The following is a 16,101-nucleotide window of genomic DNA, read 5'->3' as shown; positions in this document are numbered from 1 at the left end:
CGCCTTCCTCACCATCAATTTTTAGCATCTTTACGAGCATTTCTTTTCATTTTACCTATATCAGAATTTGCCTCATATTCGCGCCGCGAAATTATCTTCTCTTTCCTTTGATGTAAGGCATTACCTTGGACAACACCTTAATTCCGCCCGCCAAAGCGCGAATCTCTGTTCCCGTTATTGCGCTGGGTATGTACGCAGTTGCGTCTGGCTATTTGATGAGTCTGATCCCACTAATGCTCAGCCATTACAACCTAGACACGGCTATCGCCAGTTGGCTGGCTAGCAGCTTTTACGCTGGGCTACTAGTGGGTGCCCTTAGTATTGAACCGTTGGTCACCCGCGTTGGTTACAAGCACGGTTTTGCGCTGTGTTTAGGCATCCTTGTACTTACTATCGCAGTAATGCCTTTGTTTGCTCACACCGCAGTTTGGCTTGTGGCTCGGTTAGTGGCTGGCGTTGCTGTAGCGGGTGTATTTGTTATCGTAGAGTCGTGGCTTTTACACGGCGACGAAGCCGATAGAGCCAAACGTTTAGGCTTGTACATGGGCGCACTGTACGGGGGAAGCTCTTTAGGTCAGTTAGGTATTGGCGCTATTGGCGTAGGCGGCATGCTTCCTTTTGCTGCCATTTTCACCATGTTGATTTTAGCCATTGGCGTACTTTTGTTTGCAAAGAGCGAACAGCCTGAATCTTCCCAGAGTACACCACTGTCGCTAAAGCAAATATCGAAACTAAATCATGCCGCAATTATTGGTTGCATAGTGTCAGGCTTAACCCTAGGTGCCATTTACGGCTTAATGCCTCTTGAACTATTAAACCGCGGCATTGCTCATGACGATTTGGGTAGCTTAATGGCCTTAATTATATTAGGCGCTATGGCAGTTCAACCTTTAATTCCTGCGCTATCCAAGTACTTAGGCCGCACGTTACTCATGGCACTATTTTGTTTACTGGGTGTCGCCGCCATAACATTAACCGCAGCGGTTAGCGGTATATACGCTTTGGGAGCAAGTCTGTTTCTATTAGGTATGGCAATATTTGCCCTATACCCAGTGGCAATAAATCTCGCCTGCGACAAACTCGATGCTAGCTTCATTGTATGCGCCACACAGGTCATGCTTTTTAGCTACAGCGTGGGTTCAGTAGTAGGCCCACTCATTGCCGATAACTTTTTAGTAGGCCCTCAAGGGTTGATGGGTTACTTATTTGCGTGCTTACTTGCTACCAGTATTTATATGCTGATAGCCAGTGTTAAAACGAAAGGTCGTGCTATGGCAGGCGAGTAACACACTCGCCTTGTCTATCTTACTGCCCCTATTCTGGGGCAGATTCAAAATACGACACCTTATCGCTTCCCTTTCGCGACACTTTCAGCCGCTTTTTACCGCTTACTGTTTCAAGAGAAAGTCGGTTTGGATAACCTTCCACACCAAATTCTCCGTCACCAAGGTAAACAAGCTCCCCACTTTCGATATGACTCCACAGCAACAGTCTTCCTTGGTAGAAAAGCTGGTTATTCTGCTTGCTGATTTCGATGGATTCTCCAAAGCCTGCAAGATATTTACCTTCAAAGTCATTTAACAGTTCAAGGGGAACCTGTTGCTTTACCACGGGCAAGCTTTTCTTCCAGTCGAGCTTTTCCACAACCGTTGCAATAACTGTTTCAATAACCGGAATTCGAGCAGGGTTGCCGCCGTTACCGAATATAGCGATACCTCTACCATCGCGCATTGTGCCCATGATTTGCCCTCCTGTTCCCGTGTTTGAACCACCATGAGAGAACCACTCTAGGTTGCCTTTAGCCTCAAGACGCATCCAGCCTAGTCCCCAACCACCTACAACATCAAGGGTTTCAATTTGAGTAGTATTACGCGCCACTGCTTGCGAGATTACCTTTGTATCATCGCCATTTAGTGCTCTTTGCATTTCGATAATCAATGTTGCCATATCAAGAGCATTACTCCACATTCCAGAAGGCGCGATTTGCGGGCAAATTGGATATCCTGATTGGATCACGCTCAAATCGTCGTGATGAACGCTTGCCACATTTTGCAAAAATAGCGGGCTGTCAGGTTGATACATTGTGGTGTTAACCATGTTAAGCGGCTTAAATAGCATTTCTTCTGCTAATTCAGGCAATGTCTTTCCAGTTAGATCTTCCAGCGCAATTTGCACAATAACGTAGCCACCGCCGCTATACGACCAACTTTCACCAGGCTTAAATGCTAAGCTAATGGGCGAGTCATAACGGGGGACGTTTACTCCATTTAGACTATCGATAGCCGTTGGCACAACGTCCCCTTTATAATAGTCAGCAAACCCACTTTGTGTGGTGCCTGCAGTGTGGCTGAGCAACCGACGAAAAGTAATTTCCTCTGGGTTGGGAAACTGCTCTTTTTGCAGTGTCCAGCGGGTGAGATACTTAGCTACAGAGTCGTCTAAACTAAGCTTTCCTTGCTCTTCGAGCATAGCCGCTAGTAGCGCGGTAACCGGCTTGGAAATAGAAGCGGTAGAAAAGGCCGTTGACTGGTTAATGGCATCACCTGAGCCGAACACTTTTTCCCCAGCTGTGGCGGAATAGACAACATTGAAGTCGTCGATTACCGCGACGCTTACGCCACTTAATTTGTATTCTTTTAAGAGCTCGTTGAGTTCTGCTTGAGACAACAGTTGGTTGTCATTTGCGTGGGCTATTTCAAGTGGCGCATACCACAAAAGTAAAAGGGTAAAGGCTACTAGTTTATTGATAGGTGTCATAAATTACTCTCCGTATAAATTTCAGCCAAATGTAGCGTCAATTATTCGGTTTACGGCGACCTATTTCCTAAACTGCATCAGGCATTCCCAAAGTGCATTACTTCGACTTCATTAACAGTTAAAAACTGTGTACTGTGTTAACAGTAACAACAAACAACACGCCCTAACTTCCCGTGCAAAAACTCAATTGGTTCTACTTAATGCTTATGACAATGCTCATTTGGGGCGTTGTACTTTTGCACGAACAACCCACCCATTCACTGACATTTCCTTCTCAGGTCAGCATCCTCTATTCTGGGCAAGAGGAAGTACCAGCGGAGAACGATCCTCGATGGCAGGCTCACTCCCAGTCGGACATCGAACTGTCTAATGAAGTAAGGTGGCTCAAGTTCACACTTGCGTTCAACGCAACATCAAATGGGTCACAAGGTGTACAACAAACCAATAGTGCGCCTAAAGGCTTGTTTGTATCTATACTTGGCGCGTTTTCTGTTTATTTGAACGGTTATCACATTGGTGATAACGGCATGCCTGCAACAGCCGAGAGCAAAGAATTGCCAGGTGAAATAGACAGTATATTCATTCTACCTTCACAGCGCCTGAATGCTGGTGACAACACGGTGATGGTAAGGCTGAGCAGCGAGTTTCGTCCAGATACCGCGCAAAGTAGTGGATTTTGGGTATTTGCAGACGACTTCGAAACTCTTGCCGCCATTAATGAGTGGCGTATCCGATTGCCATTAATGATGCTAAGTGGCTTGGTTCTTGTCGCCATGTATTCATTTGTGGTGTACTTTTCATCGCTCAAAGAGCCTGCATACCTGTGGTTTAGCTGCCTATGCACCATGCTGATTCTATTAATCTTGGCCGAGTCATGGCGAGGTCTATTCGGTTACAGCTACCAGTGGCACATCCTTAGAATGGAAATCGTCCTTGGCTTAACCCTTGTTATCAGCCTGGTGCTACCGCTCTTTTTCCTGTCTTTCTTCCGCTATTCAAAAACTTGGTTTATCAGTACCTTGCTTGTGTTGGTTATGGCTAGTTGTGGGGTACTGTTATATTTCGATGGTTACGATTACCGCAGCTTTTTGTTGTTCAGTGTGTCTTTGCTCATTAGCTTTATTATTGGTGTGGCCAGTATTTATAAACGGAAGAAGTACGCGTGGTTAATGACCATGGGAATAGCGGTATTTGTTTCACCCGTTCTCATAAACCGGTTTTCGTTTATGGACCAATATTTCTTTGTTTCGTTTAGTGGCTTAGCGCTTTTATTACTACTCGTGCTAAGCCAAACCCATGCTGAGAGACAGCGTGCACTTACTCAGTCAACGCTTACCACCCAGCGTCTGCAGCTTGAGCTTATAAAAAAACAGCTACAGCCTCACTTTATTCTTAATACCCTGACCGCAATTGAAGAGTGGATTGAAGTCGCCCCTAAAGAAGCCATTGGGTTTATTCAGGCGTTAGCATCGGAGTTTCGCCAAATGGCCAGCTTAAGCGATAGAGCCTTAATTACTTTACAGCAGGAAGTCGCCCTTTGTGAAAGTCACCTTAAAATTATGGGATACCGCTTCGACGCCCACTTCTCACTGCAAAAGCCGGAGATGTCAGAAAACAAAGGGCAGCAGCTTATTCCTCCCGGAGTATTACTCACCCTCATAGAAAATGCGTTTAGCCACAACAGATACGGCTCGGGAGAGTATCAATTTAGTCTTAGCTTTTCTGAACAACAAGAGGATGAAGCACAGGGGGTGTCCGTAGAGAATGCCAAGCATGATAAGAATAAAAGACCTTCAACTACCTTGCTGTTTAAAGCTCAGCTTACTCAACACTATTCTTACCAGACATCAGCATTAGAGAATAAAGAAGGAACCGGTGTTGGCACCAAGTATATTAAAGCCCGGCTCACAGAAGCGTTTGGTAATAACTGGAAGCTAGTGGAATTTATTGAAGATAAGTATTGGGTAACTAAGCTCACATTTCCAACAACGTTCGTTTCGGGTGAGCAAAGTAACGCGCACGCCGAGCAGACCGAACAAATCACCTTACAAACGCTATGATGAATATTACCCTAGTAGAAGATGAACCCATGGTTGCCAAACGACTTGCTCGTTTTATCGACCAGTGTACCGACGATAAAACCACTATTCATCGCTTTTCCAACCTCGATGATGCAGAAGAGCATTTGTCTAACCGCGACACAGACTTGCTCTTTCTAGATTTGAATTTGCATGGAAAAGACGGTTTTTCATTAATTCATCAACAGCTTGCCGCCCCTTATCACACCGTGGTGGTTTCAGCGAATACCGACAGGGCTTTAGAAGCGTTTGAGCTTGGCGTACTTGATTTCATTGGTAAGCCATTTACTCAAGAAAGAATAAGTAAAGCGATAGAACGCTTTTCTCTGCATCAATTTAAGGGCCAATGTCAGCGGTTGTCATATCGCAAAAACAATGTGCTCTGTTTTCTTCAAGTTGATGACATTCAATTCATTCAAGCCGCTGGGCACTACAGTGAAATAACCACTAAAGACAATCAAACCATATTGCATGACAAGCACTTAGACAAGTTAATGCAAATTCTACCTCAAGGATTTATGCGGGTTCATCGCTCTTATGCGTTACCTCTTGATGAAGTTAAGCATATTGAACAACATTCAGGCGCGAAGTACATTGCACACCTGCACTCTGGCGCGAGTGTTCCAGTAGGAAGAACTAAATTCAGTACGCTGGTTGATGCTCTGGGCCAGTAAAACAAAAGTGCAAACTGCATACTTTTTTCGTTATGCCGATATCGCGGGACTTCAGCGACCACCTTGGTTCGACCAACAAATGACTCATTTCTAAAATCTGCTATTCGCCACCATTGCCCATTAAATTGCCATAATCTCTGTTCACAATTCGCCCTATTCAGGGCGTTTAATGGTAAGTATCGATACTAAAGCGAGCTTACCTGATGCTATTTTCCAAAACACCCAAACGGGATTATTTAACGCCTGCCAATACTCACAAATCTTGGTTTAGGGAACGGCAACATGCAGCCAAGCCGCGTAATCACAGGTTGCTTATCCTTACTTCCTTCCTCTGCTTTTTGCTTGGTGTAGTAGTTAGCCCGCTAAGTCGCGCTGAGTCTGGCGAATTGATGCTGCAAAGCGTGGACGGTGAGTCTTCCCCCGCCCTATTGCATTCAACTGACGTAAATTTACAGGTGAATGGCATGATTGCGCACGTTACCTATTCTCAAAAATTCACTAACACCAGTAATGAATGGAAGCATGCCGTTTACACCTTTCCGCTTAATGAAAAAGCGGCGATTAACACTATGGAAATGCTTATAGGAGACAGAATAATCCGGGGGCAAATTAAGCCGAAGGCAGAAGCGAAAGAAGCATTTGAGGCGGCCAAAAAAGCGGGAAAGAAAGCCAGTTTAACAGAGCAACAACGCCCAAATTTATTCACCCAGCAGGTCGCGAATATAGCGCCGGGTGAGGAAATAACGGTGACACTTCAGTATGTCCAACAGGTAGACTACCGCGATGGAAAATTTACTTTTCACTTGCCTACTACGCTCACTCCTCGCTATTCGCCCGGCATTCCGCTAAATCAGTTTGACGAAAATATAGAGGCTGAAATATCAGGTACAGGTTGGGGGGAGCCCACAGATCAGGTACCCGATGCCAGAGCTATCACGCCTTTTATGAGAGAAGGCAATGAAGGCCCGCAACTTACGTTCAACGCAACACTAAATACTGGTTTAACGCTTAATAGCGTCACTAGCAGAAATCACCGTGTGAATTGGTCAGAATCGACAGGTAATTATCTTGTCACCTTTAATCAAAGCAATATCAAAATGGACCGAGACATTTGGCTAGAGTGGCAGCCTACGCCCTCTAGTGCACCACAAGCAGCTATTTTCACTGAGTCGAAAGGTCAGCATGACTACGCCCTTGTTATGCTAATGCCACCACAAGTGAAGAGCCAAGATTTACAGGATTTTGATCGCGATATCACCTTCGTTATCGACACGTCAGGCTCTATGGGAGGTCGCCCGATTGTCGACGCAAAAGAGAGTTTACAATTAGCGATAGACCGCTTGAGTGAGAAAGACCGATTTAACGTTGTTGCATTTAACAATGATACCACGCGTTTGTTTGAAACCTCCGTAGAGGGAACAACACGAAACAAGCAATATGCGAGGGACTTTGTAAAGCACCTCAATGCAGGGGGCGGCACTGAAATGGCGCCAGCCCTTAATGCCGCACTTAAACGCACGACAGCTGAAAACTATATAAAACAAGTTGTCTTTATCACCGATGGGGCGGTAGGCAATGAAGCTGCATTGTTCTCGCAAATAAAGAACGAACTGGGTGATGCGCGCCTTTTTACAGTAGGCATAGGCAGCGCGCCTAATAGCTATTTTATGACCCGAGCCGCTCAGTTTGGTCGCGGAAGCTATGTATTTGTTAGCAATACGGCAGATATTAAACAGCAAATGGATAGCTTGCTTTATAAATTAGAAAGCCCTGTGTTGAGTGATTTAAGCCTCACTCTGCCAGCTGGCTATGCACAGTCAGCAGAGATTTACCCTTCTAAGATCCCTGATTTATACGCGGGAGTTCCTTTACTTTTGAATGTGAAACTGCCTCATAACGCCGGTACAAGCGGAAAAATAACCCTTCAGGGCGCACTTGTAGACAAGCAGGGCACTACTCGCGAGTGGACCCGTTCGGTAGCAATAGCACCAACGTCGACAGGTTCTACTCAACACCTTGGCGTAGCGACTGCGTGGGCAAGAAAGAAAGTGGCGGCGTTAATGGATGAAAAAGCGTTAGGGCGAAATGTAGATGAAGTAAAACAGGACATTCTTGCTGTAGCCCTGCCCCATAAACTTATAACAGAGTTCACCAGCTTCGTTGCTATTGAAGAAAAAATAGCAAATACACAGCGCATACCGTCTTCCACCGAAAACGTAAGAAACTTAATGCCACAGGGAACGCAATTCAGACAAATCAGTTACCCCCAAACCGCAGCGGGTGTATCTGAACATGTCGTATTAGGCATGATTGCCATGCTTTTATTGTCGCTTTTTCACAGCATCGCCTTTTTGCGAAACAAAGGGGGAACGAGGTTAGCACCTTAGGCTCATTTCTTTATTTTTTGACTTAATATGGCTTGGACAAACAATGATTAAATACGCTTTTACCATCATCTTAGTCTTGATCGCCACAGCCAGTTTTGGCAAAGCTGGCTGGATATTATTGAAAGCTGAACTGGCGCAATATTTAATTCAATCTTCGTGGGAAGAAACGCTAGCCACTGGCGCTAACCAGAAGCCTTGGCGTTGGTCTGATACCTGGCCAGTGGGCAAGCTGGTTCATGCCAAAAGCGAAACACAGTTGTATGTACTAGAAGGCGCACAGGGAAACGCCCTTGCATTTGGCCCTGGACACCACACCGACTCGCCCCCACTCGGACAGGGTGGTAGTGTGATTGGCGGGCATAGAGATACTCACTTCACGTTCTTAAAGAAGGTGAGAGCCAGAGATATTATGCAATTACAGTTGCCGAACTCACGGTGGGTAACCTATCGGGTTGTATCGAAGACGATAGTCGATGCTGCCTCGGCAATGAAAGTAGATGTAAATGGGCAGCAGCTCTATTTAGTTACCTGCTACCCATTTAATGCGGTATCAACACAAAGTAATTTACGCCTTGTTGTTGAGCTGGTCGAAACTGAAAGCCAGCGAACCTAAATAGGTTCGCCTACAATTAATTAGCCGCTTGTTACGGCGAAAATAAAGGACCAATGCGAACAACCTATCGCGTTTAACCTGTTTTCTAGCGAGTAATAGATTCTATGTGCAGCGAAGAAAACGTGCCGTTCCAGATTTGCTCACCTATGCTGACATTTTCAAAGCTAATATCGTCGGCATTTTCTAGGATAAGAATTTCTTCTGCTTCCTTAATTTTAATGTCTTTGAATTTAACGTTGTGCACAGGGGCTGCGTCCGGAGCGTGAATTTCCAAAACCGTTCCCACATTTTCTACCGTTAAATCTTCAATAATAATGTCGGTATAGGTAGCCGGAAAATTACCATGTAAATTACTTGGGTAGTTTAGCTGGAACCAGAATAAGTGCTTAAACGAAGCCACTTTACTGCCTCTAATTCGAACCATTTCGACGCGCCCGCCTCTGTCTAAGTTACTCTTAAAGCGATATGCTGAGTCGCCTTCATGCAAGATGTTGTTCTCAAAAAATACGCGCTTAATGCCGCCAGACATTTCCGAACCAAGACCAATGCCGTCTTCCCCGCCTAAATCATTGTTTCGCGCAACAATGTCTTTGCTAGGTATACCTATATTTCGACCGTCGGCGTCTCTACCAGACTTAATAACGATACCGTCATCACCGGTTCTAAAGTGATTATCTTCAGCAAGCACAAACTGGCTCGACTCAATGTCTAACCCATCGTTGTTGTACAGGTGACTTTCTACCTTCACTCGTCTTACCGTAGCATGAGAAGTATAAACTAAGTGATTAACCCAAAACGGTGAGTTCAGGGCCGTATAATCTTCAAGCAGCACACGCTTGGCGTGGAAAAACTGAATAAGCGGAGGGCGCAAGTAATGCCCTTCTCCGAACTGACGCTTCTCTACTGGAACGCCATCAAACCCCATTTTACGAAGCGCATGCATATCTGTATTTTGTTTCTCATACCAGCCAATGAACGCCGATTGGGCATTTCCGTCGATAGTACCTTTACCTGTAATTGCCACATCTTCCACATTTAGCGCATAAATTAGCGGTGAATAGGTAAATACCTCAGTACCCTCCCAACGGGTTTTAACCACCGGTAGGTAGTGCGAAGGGTCGCCGGAAAACAGCAGAGTAGCGCCTTCCTCTAGGTGCAAGTTCACTTTGCTTTTAAGACGAATAGGACCGTCTACTTGCCATGTTCCTTTGGGCACAACAACAATACCGCCGCCGCTAGCCGAAGCCTTGTCAATTACACTTTGAATTGGCGCTCGCGCTGCACTTAGTGAAGTATCACTCACATCAACCACAAATTTTTCGTTTGGAATAGTGGGCAGCTGGATCTGATTTACAATCTGTTCAGCAATTTCCCAGTCTTCGTCAGTAGATGCCGACGCATAGGAACAAGTTAGAAGGGTCACAATAAACGCCACCCATCCCAAAGCCCGGCGGTGTGTGAAACGGCTGGGGTAGCTACTCATAGAACGGTCAACATCAGGTATAAAGCGCAGCATAAAAGCTCCATTATTTAAGTCGTAACTGATTACGTTTAAGAAACAAAATATTCACATCACGACAATAATGCCACCGGTGGCATTATTAATCAAAATAATGTTACTGCCCGTTTAACCACGGCACGATTTTTATCTTTCGGATTAGTTTACTTTGCGCTTAAGTGCGGCTTTTTCGGTTTCACTTAAAAAAGCAATTGCCAATGCATTCTCTTGCGCTTGTTTAATATGAGAAGGCATAAGGCCAGCTTGCTTAGCTGCAACGGAGAATTCGTGATCTAACTCTACACCTTGAACTGCCGGGTCGTCGGTATTCAGGCAGGCGAGTATGCCGTGATCCAAAAAGGTTGTTAACGGGTGCTCTGTTAATGATGTGACCGTGTTCGTCAATACGTTGCTGGTTAAACAGCTTTCAATACCAATACGGTTGTCGCGCAAATAGTCCATTAGCTTAGCATCATTAATAGCGTTAACACCGTGTCCTATCCGCACAGCACCTAAGTCGTTAATGGCTTGCCAAATGCTCTGCGAGCCTACTGCTTCACCTGCATGAATTGTGATAGGCAGCCCTTCGCGGCGCACTTTTGTAAAGTGCTCTATGAACATGTTGCCAGGAAAGCCTTTTTCATCTCCCGCCAAATCAATTGCAGTTATATGCGCTTTACAGGCCAAGATTGAATCTAGCTCATGCTGACATACTTTTGCGCCATAAGAACGCGACAAAATACCGATGAGATTAACTTTAACATCGTGATTTTTAGCTGCGCTTTTTACACCGTCTATCACGGCCTCAACCACACCTTGAGTTGGTAGCCCGTGACTTTCCCCCATAAAATAAGGACTAAAACGCAGTTCTGTGTAGTCAATACCCTGCTTAGCCGCATCTTCTACATTCTCTATCGCCACCCGTTTGCAGGCGTCGAGACTGCCTAACACCTTAACGCCCCAAGTAAGCTTATCTAAAAATGACACCAAATCGGGGGCGATCTCCATTACTTGAACATGCGGTCGCAAGCCCTCTAACGAATAAGCTGGCAAACAAATGTTAAATTGCTGACCAAGCTCCAGAATGGTTTGCAGACGCACATTGCCATCTAAATGACGATGTAAATCAAGTAATGGAAAGTTTTTATTTATCATAGAAATACGATGAGTTAAGGCGTAAGCCCTACTATACCACTTGGCGCTGTAAACCTCGCATTCTTGCAGAAGATAACTTTTTTATAGCGGGACAAAACAGTACTTTTTTTGAAACAAAATTTGTTTTAAGTTCGCTCTTGGCATCTAACTTCACTCTATTGATGCTTTTCTTGATTACTTTTCATAACTTTCAGTAGCAACGAGCCAGTTGCTCGTTGGCGTGCGCCTTGTCATACAGGCTAAATACCACCAAAGAGCAACAGGCCTCTTCGTTATCACCAAAAAACACTAACAGGAGCACAGTCATGTGCGGAAAATGTATAGAAGGCTGCTATTTAGCAGGCTGGCGTAATGGCGTGTATTCATTCGAACATATGCAAGAAGAACCCGATTTTATGGGGAATGATGTAAAGGCTGCCCATGGCTTGGTGGAAGCGGTATGCTCATTAGGTTCTTCGCTCAATGACCTCCACGCACTTGGATTAGCGGACTCGCCAATGATAGCTTGGGCAGGATGGATTTATTCGAGAAACGAATCGCACACCCAAATCGATTTAACACGGCATGACGACGTTCTCAAATATCAGAGGGCCTTACGTCATTCAAAAGAAAGTAAATGGGCTGAGATTAATGCCCTCTACCCGAACATTGCGAAGTTTTTAGATAACCTAATGCTTCAAGACATTGCTAATACCCTCGATGAAACGCTTCTCGATGAGATTGAGACATGCCTTCTTGCTCTTCATGGTAACGGGTATTACACCTTTGAATTCGTAGAGTCTATGTTCGCTGCTGAAGGGCTATTCCCCATTATTGAGCTAAGCGATACTGCGAAGCCGTCACTGTTTGTTGACCACGCACTTGAAATATTCTTACTAACCGAACATCTTTTACACTTTCGCCCATTGTCTTGGGCGCTTCGTGTGGCGTTAAGTGTTGACTTAACGTGCGATTTCGACAGCTTTCATATGGCGTGGCGTCGATACACCGCTAACCGCGTGTTAAACACGCTTCTAATAAATCGCAATTTGAAAGGTGTGTACGCCTTAGCAAGTACACTTGAACTCAATACCGTTCACGCTATATGTCAGCGGAACGTAGCGAATAAGCACCTACTTACTCAGCTATTGAGCGTCGTAAACAACTGTAAAGGCGACACTTATATTGAACCTAAACGTCTAGCCGCGCACATCACTTCATTGATCTCAGTGTAAATGCTTACTCCTTACAGTTTGAGATAGGGTGACTTGGTGAATGGTTAAGTACAGCTCGTTATGACAGTCAAATACGTGCGAATCTAACTTAATCAATATTAGACACGATGAAAAGTAGTGCTCGATATCATAACGTTCTTTTGGCATGCCTTACCAAGAACAACGCCTTGGTAAGGCTATTCACATTACATTTCTTTTTTAAGGGTTTTCGCAACCGCTAAAACTAGGTCTGCCGACGGGCGAACTTTGAAGTCTGGGTTAACATAGCTAAACAAAACCTGCCCTTTTTTATTGAGCATGAAGATGCTGGGTGCTGGCAAAACACTGTATTTGGTTATCCGCGCTTTGCGCGATGTCCAATATGACCGAGAAGCTTCACTAGAAATTTCGCGCTCCAATAAATAAACCGACAAATACTTGTATTGGGCGCTACTCACCTACAGCGAAATTTGCTTTTTACTGCTACTATATCGCCAAAACTTGCTATGCCATTTTTTTACATAGCACACGGGGTTAACTTCAAGCCTCCTAAGAACGAAGCAGGAACACCATGGCTCTTAAAGCGACCATTTTTAAAGCTGACATATCCATAACGGATATGGATCGCAATTACTATAACGACCACAACCTTACTATTGCCCGTCACCCTTCTGAAAATGACGAACGAATGATGCTGCGCGTGGTTGCGTTTATTGTTAATGCTCATGAACGCCTACAGTTTACCAAAGGGCTGTCTGACGACGACGTTCCAGATTTATGGCAAAAGAGTTTTAGCGATGAAATAGAGCTGTGGATTGAGTTAGGCCAACCCTCTGAACAGCGCATCAAAAAGGGCTGCAATCAAAGCCAACAAATGATGATTTATTCCTACGCCGACAACAGCTTCGACGCGTGGTGGAAGAAAGAACATAACAAGCTACAAACCAAAAAGAACTTATCAGTTTTTACTTTGCCAGAGTCGCTTGCCACTACTTTGGCCAATGCTGTTCATCGCTCTATGCAAATACAGGTTACTATTCAAGATGGGCAAATGTGGCTAACCATTGAAGGTGCAGATGTCACCGAGAGCGTTGAAGTGTCTATAGAGAAGCATTTGTAATGAAAAAACTCTCTGCCGTTCAACTCAAACAGCAAGCACTGGTCTTTAGTGTAGCCGATAGCCTTGAAGCACAAGCGCTTGAAGAGTTAAATGGTATGCAACAGTGTTGGTTTGACGTTCAGTATCACCAATTCCCCGGGTCGTTACTGCTTCGCTTTCAATTCGAAAATGAAGAAGCGGTGTCAAACGCGGAGCCCGAGCTAAAGAAGTGGCAGCGAAAATTAAGCGCAGCGCTGCTTAAAAAAGGCGTAGTGTTAAAAGATATGCGTCGACATCTTATATTCACCACACAAGGCCCAGAAGAGTAACCCACATCACGCTTTGCAGAACAGGGTATCCAACTTCTTTGCTCAATCTTAGCTAGGTTTGTTTTTGGTTATAAACCTTTCATTTTTCCTCATAAAGTCTACTTACACTTTATCAGGTAAGTAGGCTAGACTGGTCTCGTCGAATATTCAGCTTGCCGAATATGACAATAAAACGGCAGGCATTTTGAACGTTTACAATGGATATTTGAACACACCATGTTGACCGGCCTTGAAACAAGCCACTATCCCAGCAAAAGGAGCTTCACAATGAAAACTAAAGCAATGGCGTTAGCACTGTTACTGTCTTTAATGGGCTGTACTGAGTCTAGCGAAGAGACGAAAAGCGAAGTAAAAAAAGAGATGGAAAAAGCGGGCGAAGCGACAGCAGACGCCTATGACAGCGCAAAAGAAAGTGCTGCAGATTCTTGGGATAAAACCAAAGACGCGAGCTCTGAAGCTTACGAAGAAGGTAAAGAAATGGCTTCTGATGCCTTTGATGATGGCAAAGAGGTGGCTTCAGACGCATATGAAGATGGCAAGAAAATGGCCTCTGACGCATACGACGCAACAGCTGAGAAAGCAGGCGAATTTAAAGACGCCGCAGCGAAGAAAGCTTATGAAGCTTGCGTAAAAATGAAAGAGCAAATGGGCGGCGACGTTAGCGAGTGCGACGATTAATTTAAACTTCCAGCGAAAAACACATTTAAAAGCGAACCTTCGGGTTCGCTTTTTTATTGCTGTTTAATCAAACAAAAGTGAATCATTCACGCTATTCACACCCGGCTAAAATAACAGCGTCTGGTGTTATAGTTAAAGGTGCGACCCTAAGCAACGTATTAATACCTAAAATATTGTTCCCTTTGGGAAGCACGGCCACTTCCACTGGCCCCACTTCGCACGTATTTCCTATACGAACCGAGTTTAATTGATACTGAGATATCTTAACGATCTTTCCATTTGCCATTCTGGCAGCAGAGGTTCTGGTGGCAAGAAGCTTTTGATTTCTTGTTAGCGCATCGAACGTAGCTTGATTGAGGGTTAATAAGCTTGAACCCGTATCTAATAGAAACGAAGCCTTTATGTTCGATTCTAGGGTCGCTTCTAGGTACAGTGTTCCGCCTTTGCTTTGTGAAAGAGGAATATTTTGCTCTATCGCTGACACGGCAGATGTGCACGCTAACCAAAAAGTTAGCAGAAAAAATAAGGGAATTTTAGATTTTAAACTCACCGCACATACACCCTTTGTCGACACTTTACATAGGTGTTGATTGACAGCAAGATAAAGACCAAAGGGTAAATGATTGATTTTACCGAAACTCTACAATACCAGACGGTGCCGCAGCACCATAATAGTGCACAAAACCATTTACTCCGCACCAACGTTAAACACTCCGTTTTCAACGCAGTAACTTCTCTTTCAACTGCTCTCTATCCTCTTGATTACTCAAATTTTCTATATCCAATTAGGTGATAGCAATCACCTATCACCAATCGTCATTGTTTAGAACTTTTTCGCTCATACAATGTAGAAAGGTAAGTATGTCAACGAGAGGACACGACATGAAATTACGCTATGTATTGGGTTCATTAATTACGGCTGTTTCACTTGGTTTTTCTGCAAACGCAGCGCAAGCTATGACATCATCAACTGATGAAACGGTTGATGTACAAGTAGTTGATTATTCAGGAAAGCCTCCATTTAAACGCAAGATTGTAAGCTTATCGGTGAACGATGTAGCGCAATTGGAATCTGTAGGGCAAGAAGCAATTGAATACGTAGAAGTGAAAGAAGTCATCATGCGCGGCAAGCCACCGTATCGCAGAGTGACAACCATGATGCCTGTGTATGACGTTGCCCAACTTGAAATGCTAGAAGAGCAGACTGACACGCAAAAACGCGGCACTCGCCCGCCGTTCAAACGCCACTAACAGCGTTTTCTACTACCAACGTATTTCACCAAAGCGATTCACTTTTCCTGAGTGAGTCGCTTTTTTATTGTGCATACTTGTTTACGCCATTTTCTATTTCGATGTACACAATACGCCCTAGTGAGCGCGGTTTTTATAATGGGCGTGCTGGGCAACAAATGAACTTTTTAACCGAAGTCTGTCAACGGCCTGATAACGAGCGTGCTTATATACTTATTATTGCGGGCTATCCGGCGGATAACGCCACAATTCCTGCACACGCCATGCAAAAAAAGTCGCTTAGCGAAATTGCGAGCTTTCTTTAAATTTAAAAAGCGCGCAGTGCTTGAGCATATGAGGTAAACCAAGTATTTAAAACGGCATAACTAATAAAAGCTTTGTCATAGACA

The 16,101-nt window shown here is 44.5% G+C and carries 15 protein-coding genes and 1 pseudogene; 11 read left to right on the top strand and 5 right to left on the bottom strand.

The window, feature by feature from the left end; translation table 11 throughout:
* Positions 1-125: 125 nt before the first annotated feature.
* Entirely contained in the window at positions 126-1,286 is a 1,161-nt protein-coding gene (locus QME20_RS05495) for an MFS transporter (RefSeq protein WP_281715577.1), read from the top strand.
* A gap of 28 nt (positions 1,287-1,314) precedes the next feature.
* Here QME20_RS05495 and QME20_RS05490 read toward each other — a convergent pair whose 3' ends face one another.
* Entirely contained in the window at positions 1,315-2,757 is a 1,443-nt protein-coding gene (locus QME20_RS05490) for a serine hydrolase domain-containing protein (RefSeq protein ID WP_281715576.1), read from the bottom strand.
* Between the two features lie 200 nt (positions 2,758-2,957).
* Between QME20_RS05490 and QME20_RS05485 the strand changes: the two genes are divergently transcribed.
* The 4 genes from QME20_RS05485 to QME20_RS05470 all read left to right on the top strand — a co-directional run bounded on the left by QME20_RS05485 (position 2,958) and on the right by QME20_RS05470 (position 8,509).
* On the top strand, positions 2,958-4,817 hold the full coding sequence (locus QME20_RS05485; protein WP_281715575.1) for a histidine kinase: 1,860 nt from the start codon (positions 2,958-2,960) through the stop codon (positions 4,815-4,817).
* Positions 4,814-5,509: a LytTR family DNA-binding domain-containing protein gene (locus tag QME20_RS05480; RefSeq protein ID WP_281715574.1), complete on the top strand. Its 696-nt coding sequence runs from the start codon at positions 4,814-4,816 to the stop codon at positions 5,507-5,509. Before QME20_RS05485 ends, QME20_RS05480 begins: the two co-directional genes overlap by 4 nt.
* A 203-nt stretch (positions 5,510-5,712) precedes the next feature.
* Positions 5,713-7,896, top strand: a complete 2,184-nt coding sequence (locus QME20_RS05475) for a marine proteobacterial sortase target protein (protein ID WP_281715573.1) — start codon at positions 5,713-5,715, stop codon at positions 7,894-7,896.
* Positions 7,897-7,939: 43 nt separating this feature from the next.
* A complete protein-coding gene (locus QME20_RS05470) occupies positions 7,940-8,509 on the top strand; it encodes a class GN sortase (protein ID WP_281715572.1) in 570 nt (189 codons plus the stop codon).
* 85 nt (positions 8,510-8,594) lie between these two features.
* On the opposite strand, the gene QME20_RS05465 is transcribed toward QME20_RS05470, so the two are convergent.
* Together QME20_RS05465 and add are read right to left on the bottom strand one after the other, a co-directional pair.
* On the bottom strand, positions 8,595-10,025 hold the full coding sequence (locus tag QME20_RS05465) for a glycoside hydrolase family 28 protein (protein ID WP_281715571.1): 1,431 nt from the start codon (positions 10,023-10,025) through the stop codon (positions 8,595-8,597).
* A 141-nt stretch (positions 10,026-10,166) separates the two neighbouring features.
* Positions 10,167-11,162, bottom strand: a complete 996-nt coding sequence (gene add, locus QME20_RS05460; RefSeq protein WP_239241133.1) for an adenosine deaminase — start codon at positions 11,160-11,162, stop codon at positions 10,167-10,169.
* A gap of 305 nt (positions 11,163-11,467) precedes the next feature.
* Between add and QME20_RS05455 the strand changes: the two genes are divergently transcribed.
* Positions 11,468-12,376, top strand: coding sequence for a hypothetical protein (locus QME20_RS05455; RefSeq protein WP_281715570.1), 909 nt, complete (start codon positions 11,468-11,470; stop codon positions 12,374-12,376).
* A 185-nt stretch (positions 12,377-12,561) separates the two neighbouring features.
* Here the strand turns inward: QME20_RS05455 and QME20_RS05450 are convergent, their stop codons facing one another.
* Positions 12,562-12,813 carry a hypothetical protein gene (locus QME20_RS05450; protein WP_281715569.1) on the bottom strand — a complete coding sequence of 84 codons (252 nt, stop codon included), beginning with the start codon at positions 12,811-12,813 and terminating at the stop codon, positions 12,562-12,564.
* Between the two features lie 113 nt (positions 12,814-12,926).
* Here QME20_RS05450 and QME20_RS05445 point away from each other — a divergent pair, with 113 nt between their 5' ends.
* The 3 genes from QME20_RS05445 to QME20_RS05435 all read left to right on the top strand — a co-directional run bounded on the left by QME20_RS05445 (position 12,927) and on the right by QME20_RS05435 (position 14,461).
* Positions 12,927-13,475 carry a YaeQ family protein gene (locus QME20_RS05445; protein WP_014979959.1) on the top strand — a complete coding sequence of 183 codons (549 nt, stop codon included), beginning with the start codon at positions 12,927-12,929 and terminating at the stop codon, positions 13,473-13,475.
* Positions 13,475-13,783 (top strand): hypothetical protein, encoded by a 309-nt coding sequence (locus QME20_RS05440; RefSeq protein WP_075176947.1) that lies wholly within the window; start codon positions 13,475-13,477, stop codon positions 13,781-13,783. The genes QME20_RS05445 and QME20_RS05440 overlap by 1 nt, the downstream gene beginning before the upstream one ends.
* Positions 13,784-14,050: 267 nt before the next feature.
* Positions 14,051-14,461, top strand: coding sequence for a hypothetical protein (locus QME20_RS05435; RefSeq protein WP_281715568.1), 411 nt, complete (start codon positions 14,051-14,053; stop codon positions 14,459-14,461).
* A 91-nt stretch (positions 14,462-14,552) separates the two neighbouring features.
* Here QME20_RS05435 and QME20_RS05430 read toward each other — a convergent pair whose 3' ends face one another.
* Positions 14,553-15,011 carry a retropepsin-like aspartic protease gene (locus QME20_RS05430; RefSeq protein ID WP_281715567.1) on the bottom strand — a complete coding sequence of 153 codons (459 nt, stop codon included), beginning with the start codon at positions 15,009-15,011 and terminating at the stop codon, positions 14,553-14,555.
* 332 nt (positions 15,012-15,343) lie between these two features.
* Here QME20_RS05430 and QME20_RS05425 point away from each other — a divergent pair, with 332 nt between their 5' ends.
* Together QME20_RS05425 and QME20_RS05420 are read left to right on the top strand one after the other, a co-directional pair.
* Positions 15,344-15,712, top strand: a complete 369-nt coding sequence (locus tag QME20_RS05425) for a hypothetical protein (protein WP_014977175.1) — start codon at positions 15,344-15,346, stop codon at positions 15,710-15,712.
* Positions 15,713-15,864: 152 nt separating this feature from the next.
* Positions 15,865-16,017, top strand: a pseudogene (locus QME20_RS05420) (nitroreductase family protein); the annotation flags it as partial.
* Positions 16,018-16,101 lie beyond the last annotated feature (84 nt).

Source organism: Alteromonas sp. CyTr2 (assembly GCF_947311905.1).
Lineage (GTDB): Bacteria > Pseudomonadota > Gammaproteobacteria > Enterobacterales > Alteromonadaceae > Alteromonas > Alteromonas macleodii.
The sequence above is the reverse complement of the archived record's forward strand: the minus strand, read 5'-3'. Positions and strand labels throughout refer to the sequence as shown.

Excerpts from the sequence above, each read along its gene's own strand:
- QME20_RS05490 (WP_281715576.1), bottom strand. The coding sequence starts at position 2,757 with ATGACACCTATCAATAAACTAGTAGCCTTTACCCTTTTACTTTTGTGG.
- QME20_RS05440 (WP_075176947.1), top strand. The coding sequence starts at position 13,475 with ATGAAAAAACTCTCTGCCGTTCAACTCAAACAGCAAGCACTGGTCTTT.
- QME20_RS05480 (WP_281715574.1), top strand. The coding sequence starts at position 4,814 with ATGATGAATATTACCCTAGTAGAAGATGAACCCATGGTTGCCAAACGA.
- QME20_RS05435 (WP_281715568.1), top strand. The coding sequence starts at position 14,051 with ATGAAAACTAAAGCAATGGCGTTAGCACTGTTACTGTCTTTAATGGGC.
- add (WP_239241133.1), bottom strand. The coding sequence starts at position 11,162 with ATGATAAATAAAAACTTTCCATTACTTGATTTACATCGTCATTTAGAT.
- QME20_RS05425 (WP_014977175.1), top strand. The coding sequence starts at position 15,344 with ATGAAATTACGCTATGTATTGGGTTCATTAATTACGGCTGTTTCACTT.
- QME20_RS05445 (WP_014979959.1), top strand. The coding sequence starts at position 12,927 with ATGGCTCTTAAAGCGACCATTTTTAAAGCTGACATATCCATAACGGAT.
- QME20_RS05485 (WP_281715575.1), top strand. The coding sequence starts at position 2,958 with ATGCTTATGACAATGCTCATTTGGGGCGTTGTACTTTTGCACGAACAA.
- QME20_RS05475 (WP_281715573.1), top strand. The coding sequence starts at position 5,713 with ATGCTATTTTCCAAAACACCCAAACGGGATTATTTAACGCCTGCCAAT.
- QME20_RS05455 (WP_281715570.1), top strand. The coding sequence starts at position 11,468 with ATGTGCGGAAAATGTATAGAAGGCTGCTATTTAGCAGGCTGGCGTAAT.
- QME20_RS05470 (WP_281715572.1), top strand. The coding sequence starts at position 7,940 with ATGATTAAATACGCTTTTACCATCATCTTAGTCTTGATCGCCACAGCC.
- QME20_RS05465 (WP_281715571.1), bottom strand. The coding sequence starts at position 10,025 with ATGCTGCGCTTTATACCTGATGTTGACCGTTCTATGAGTAGCTACCCC.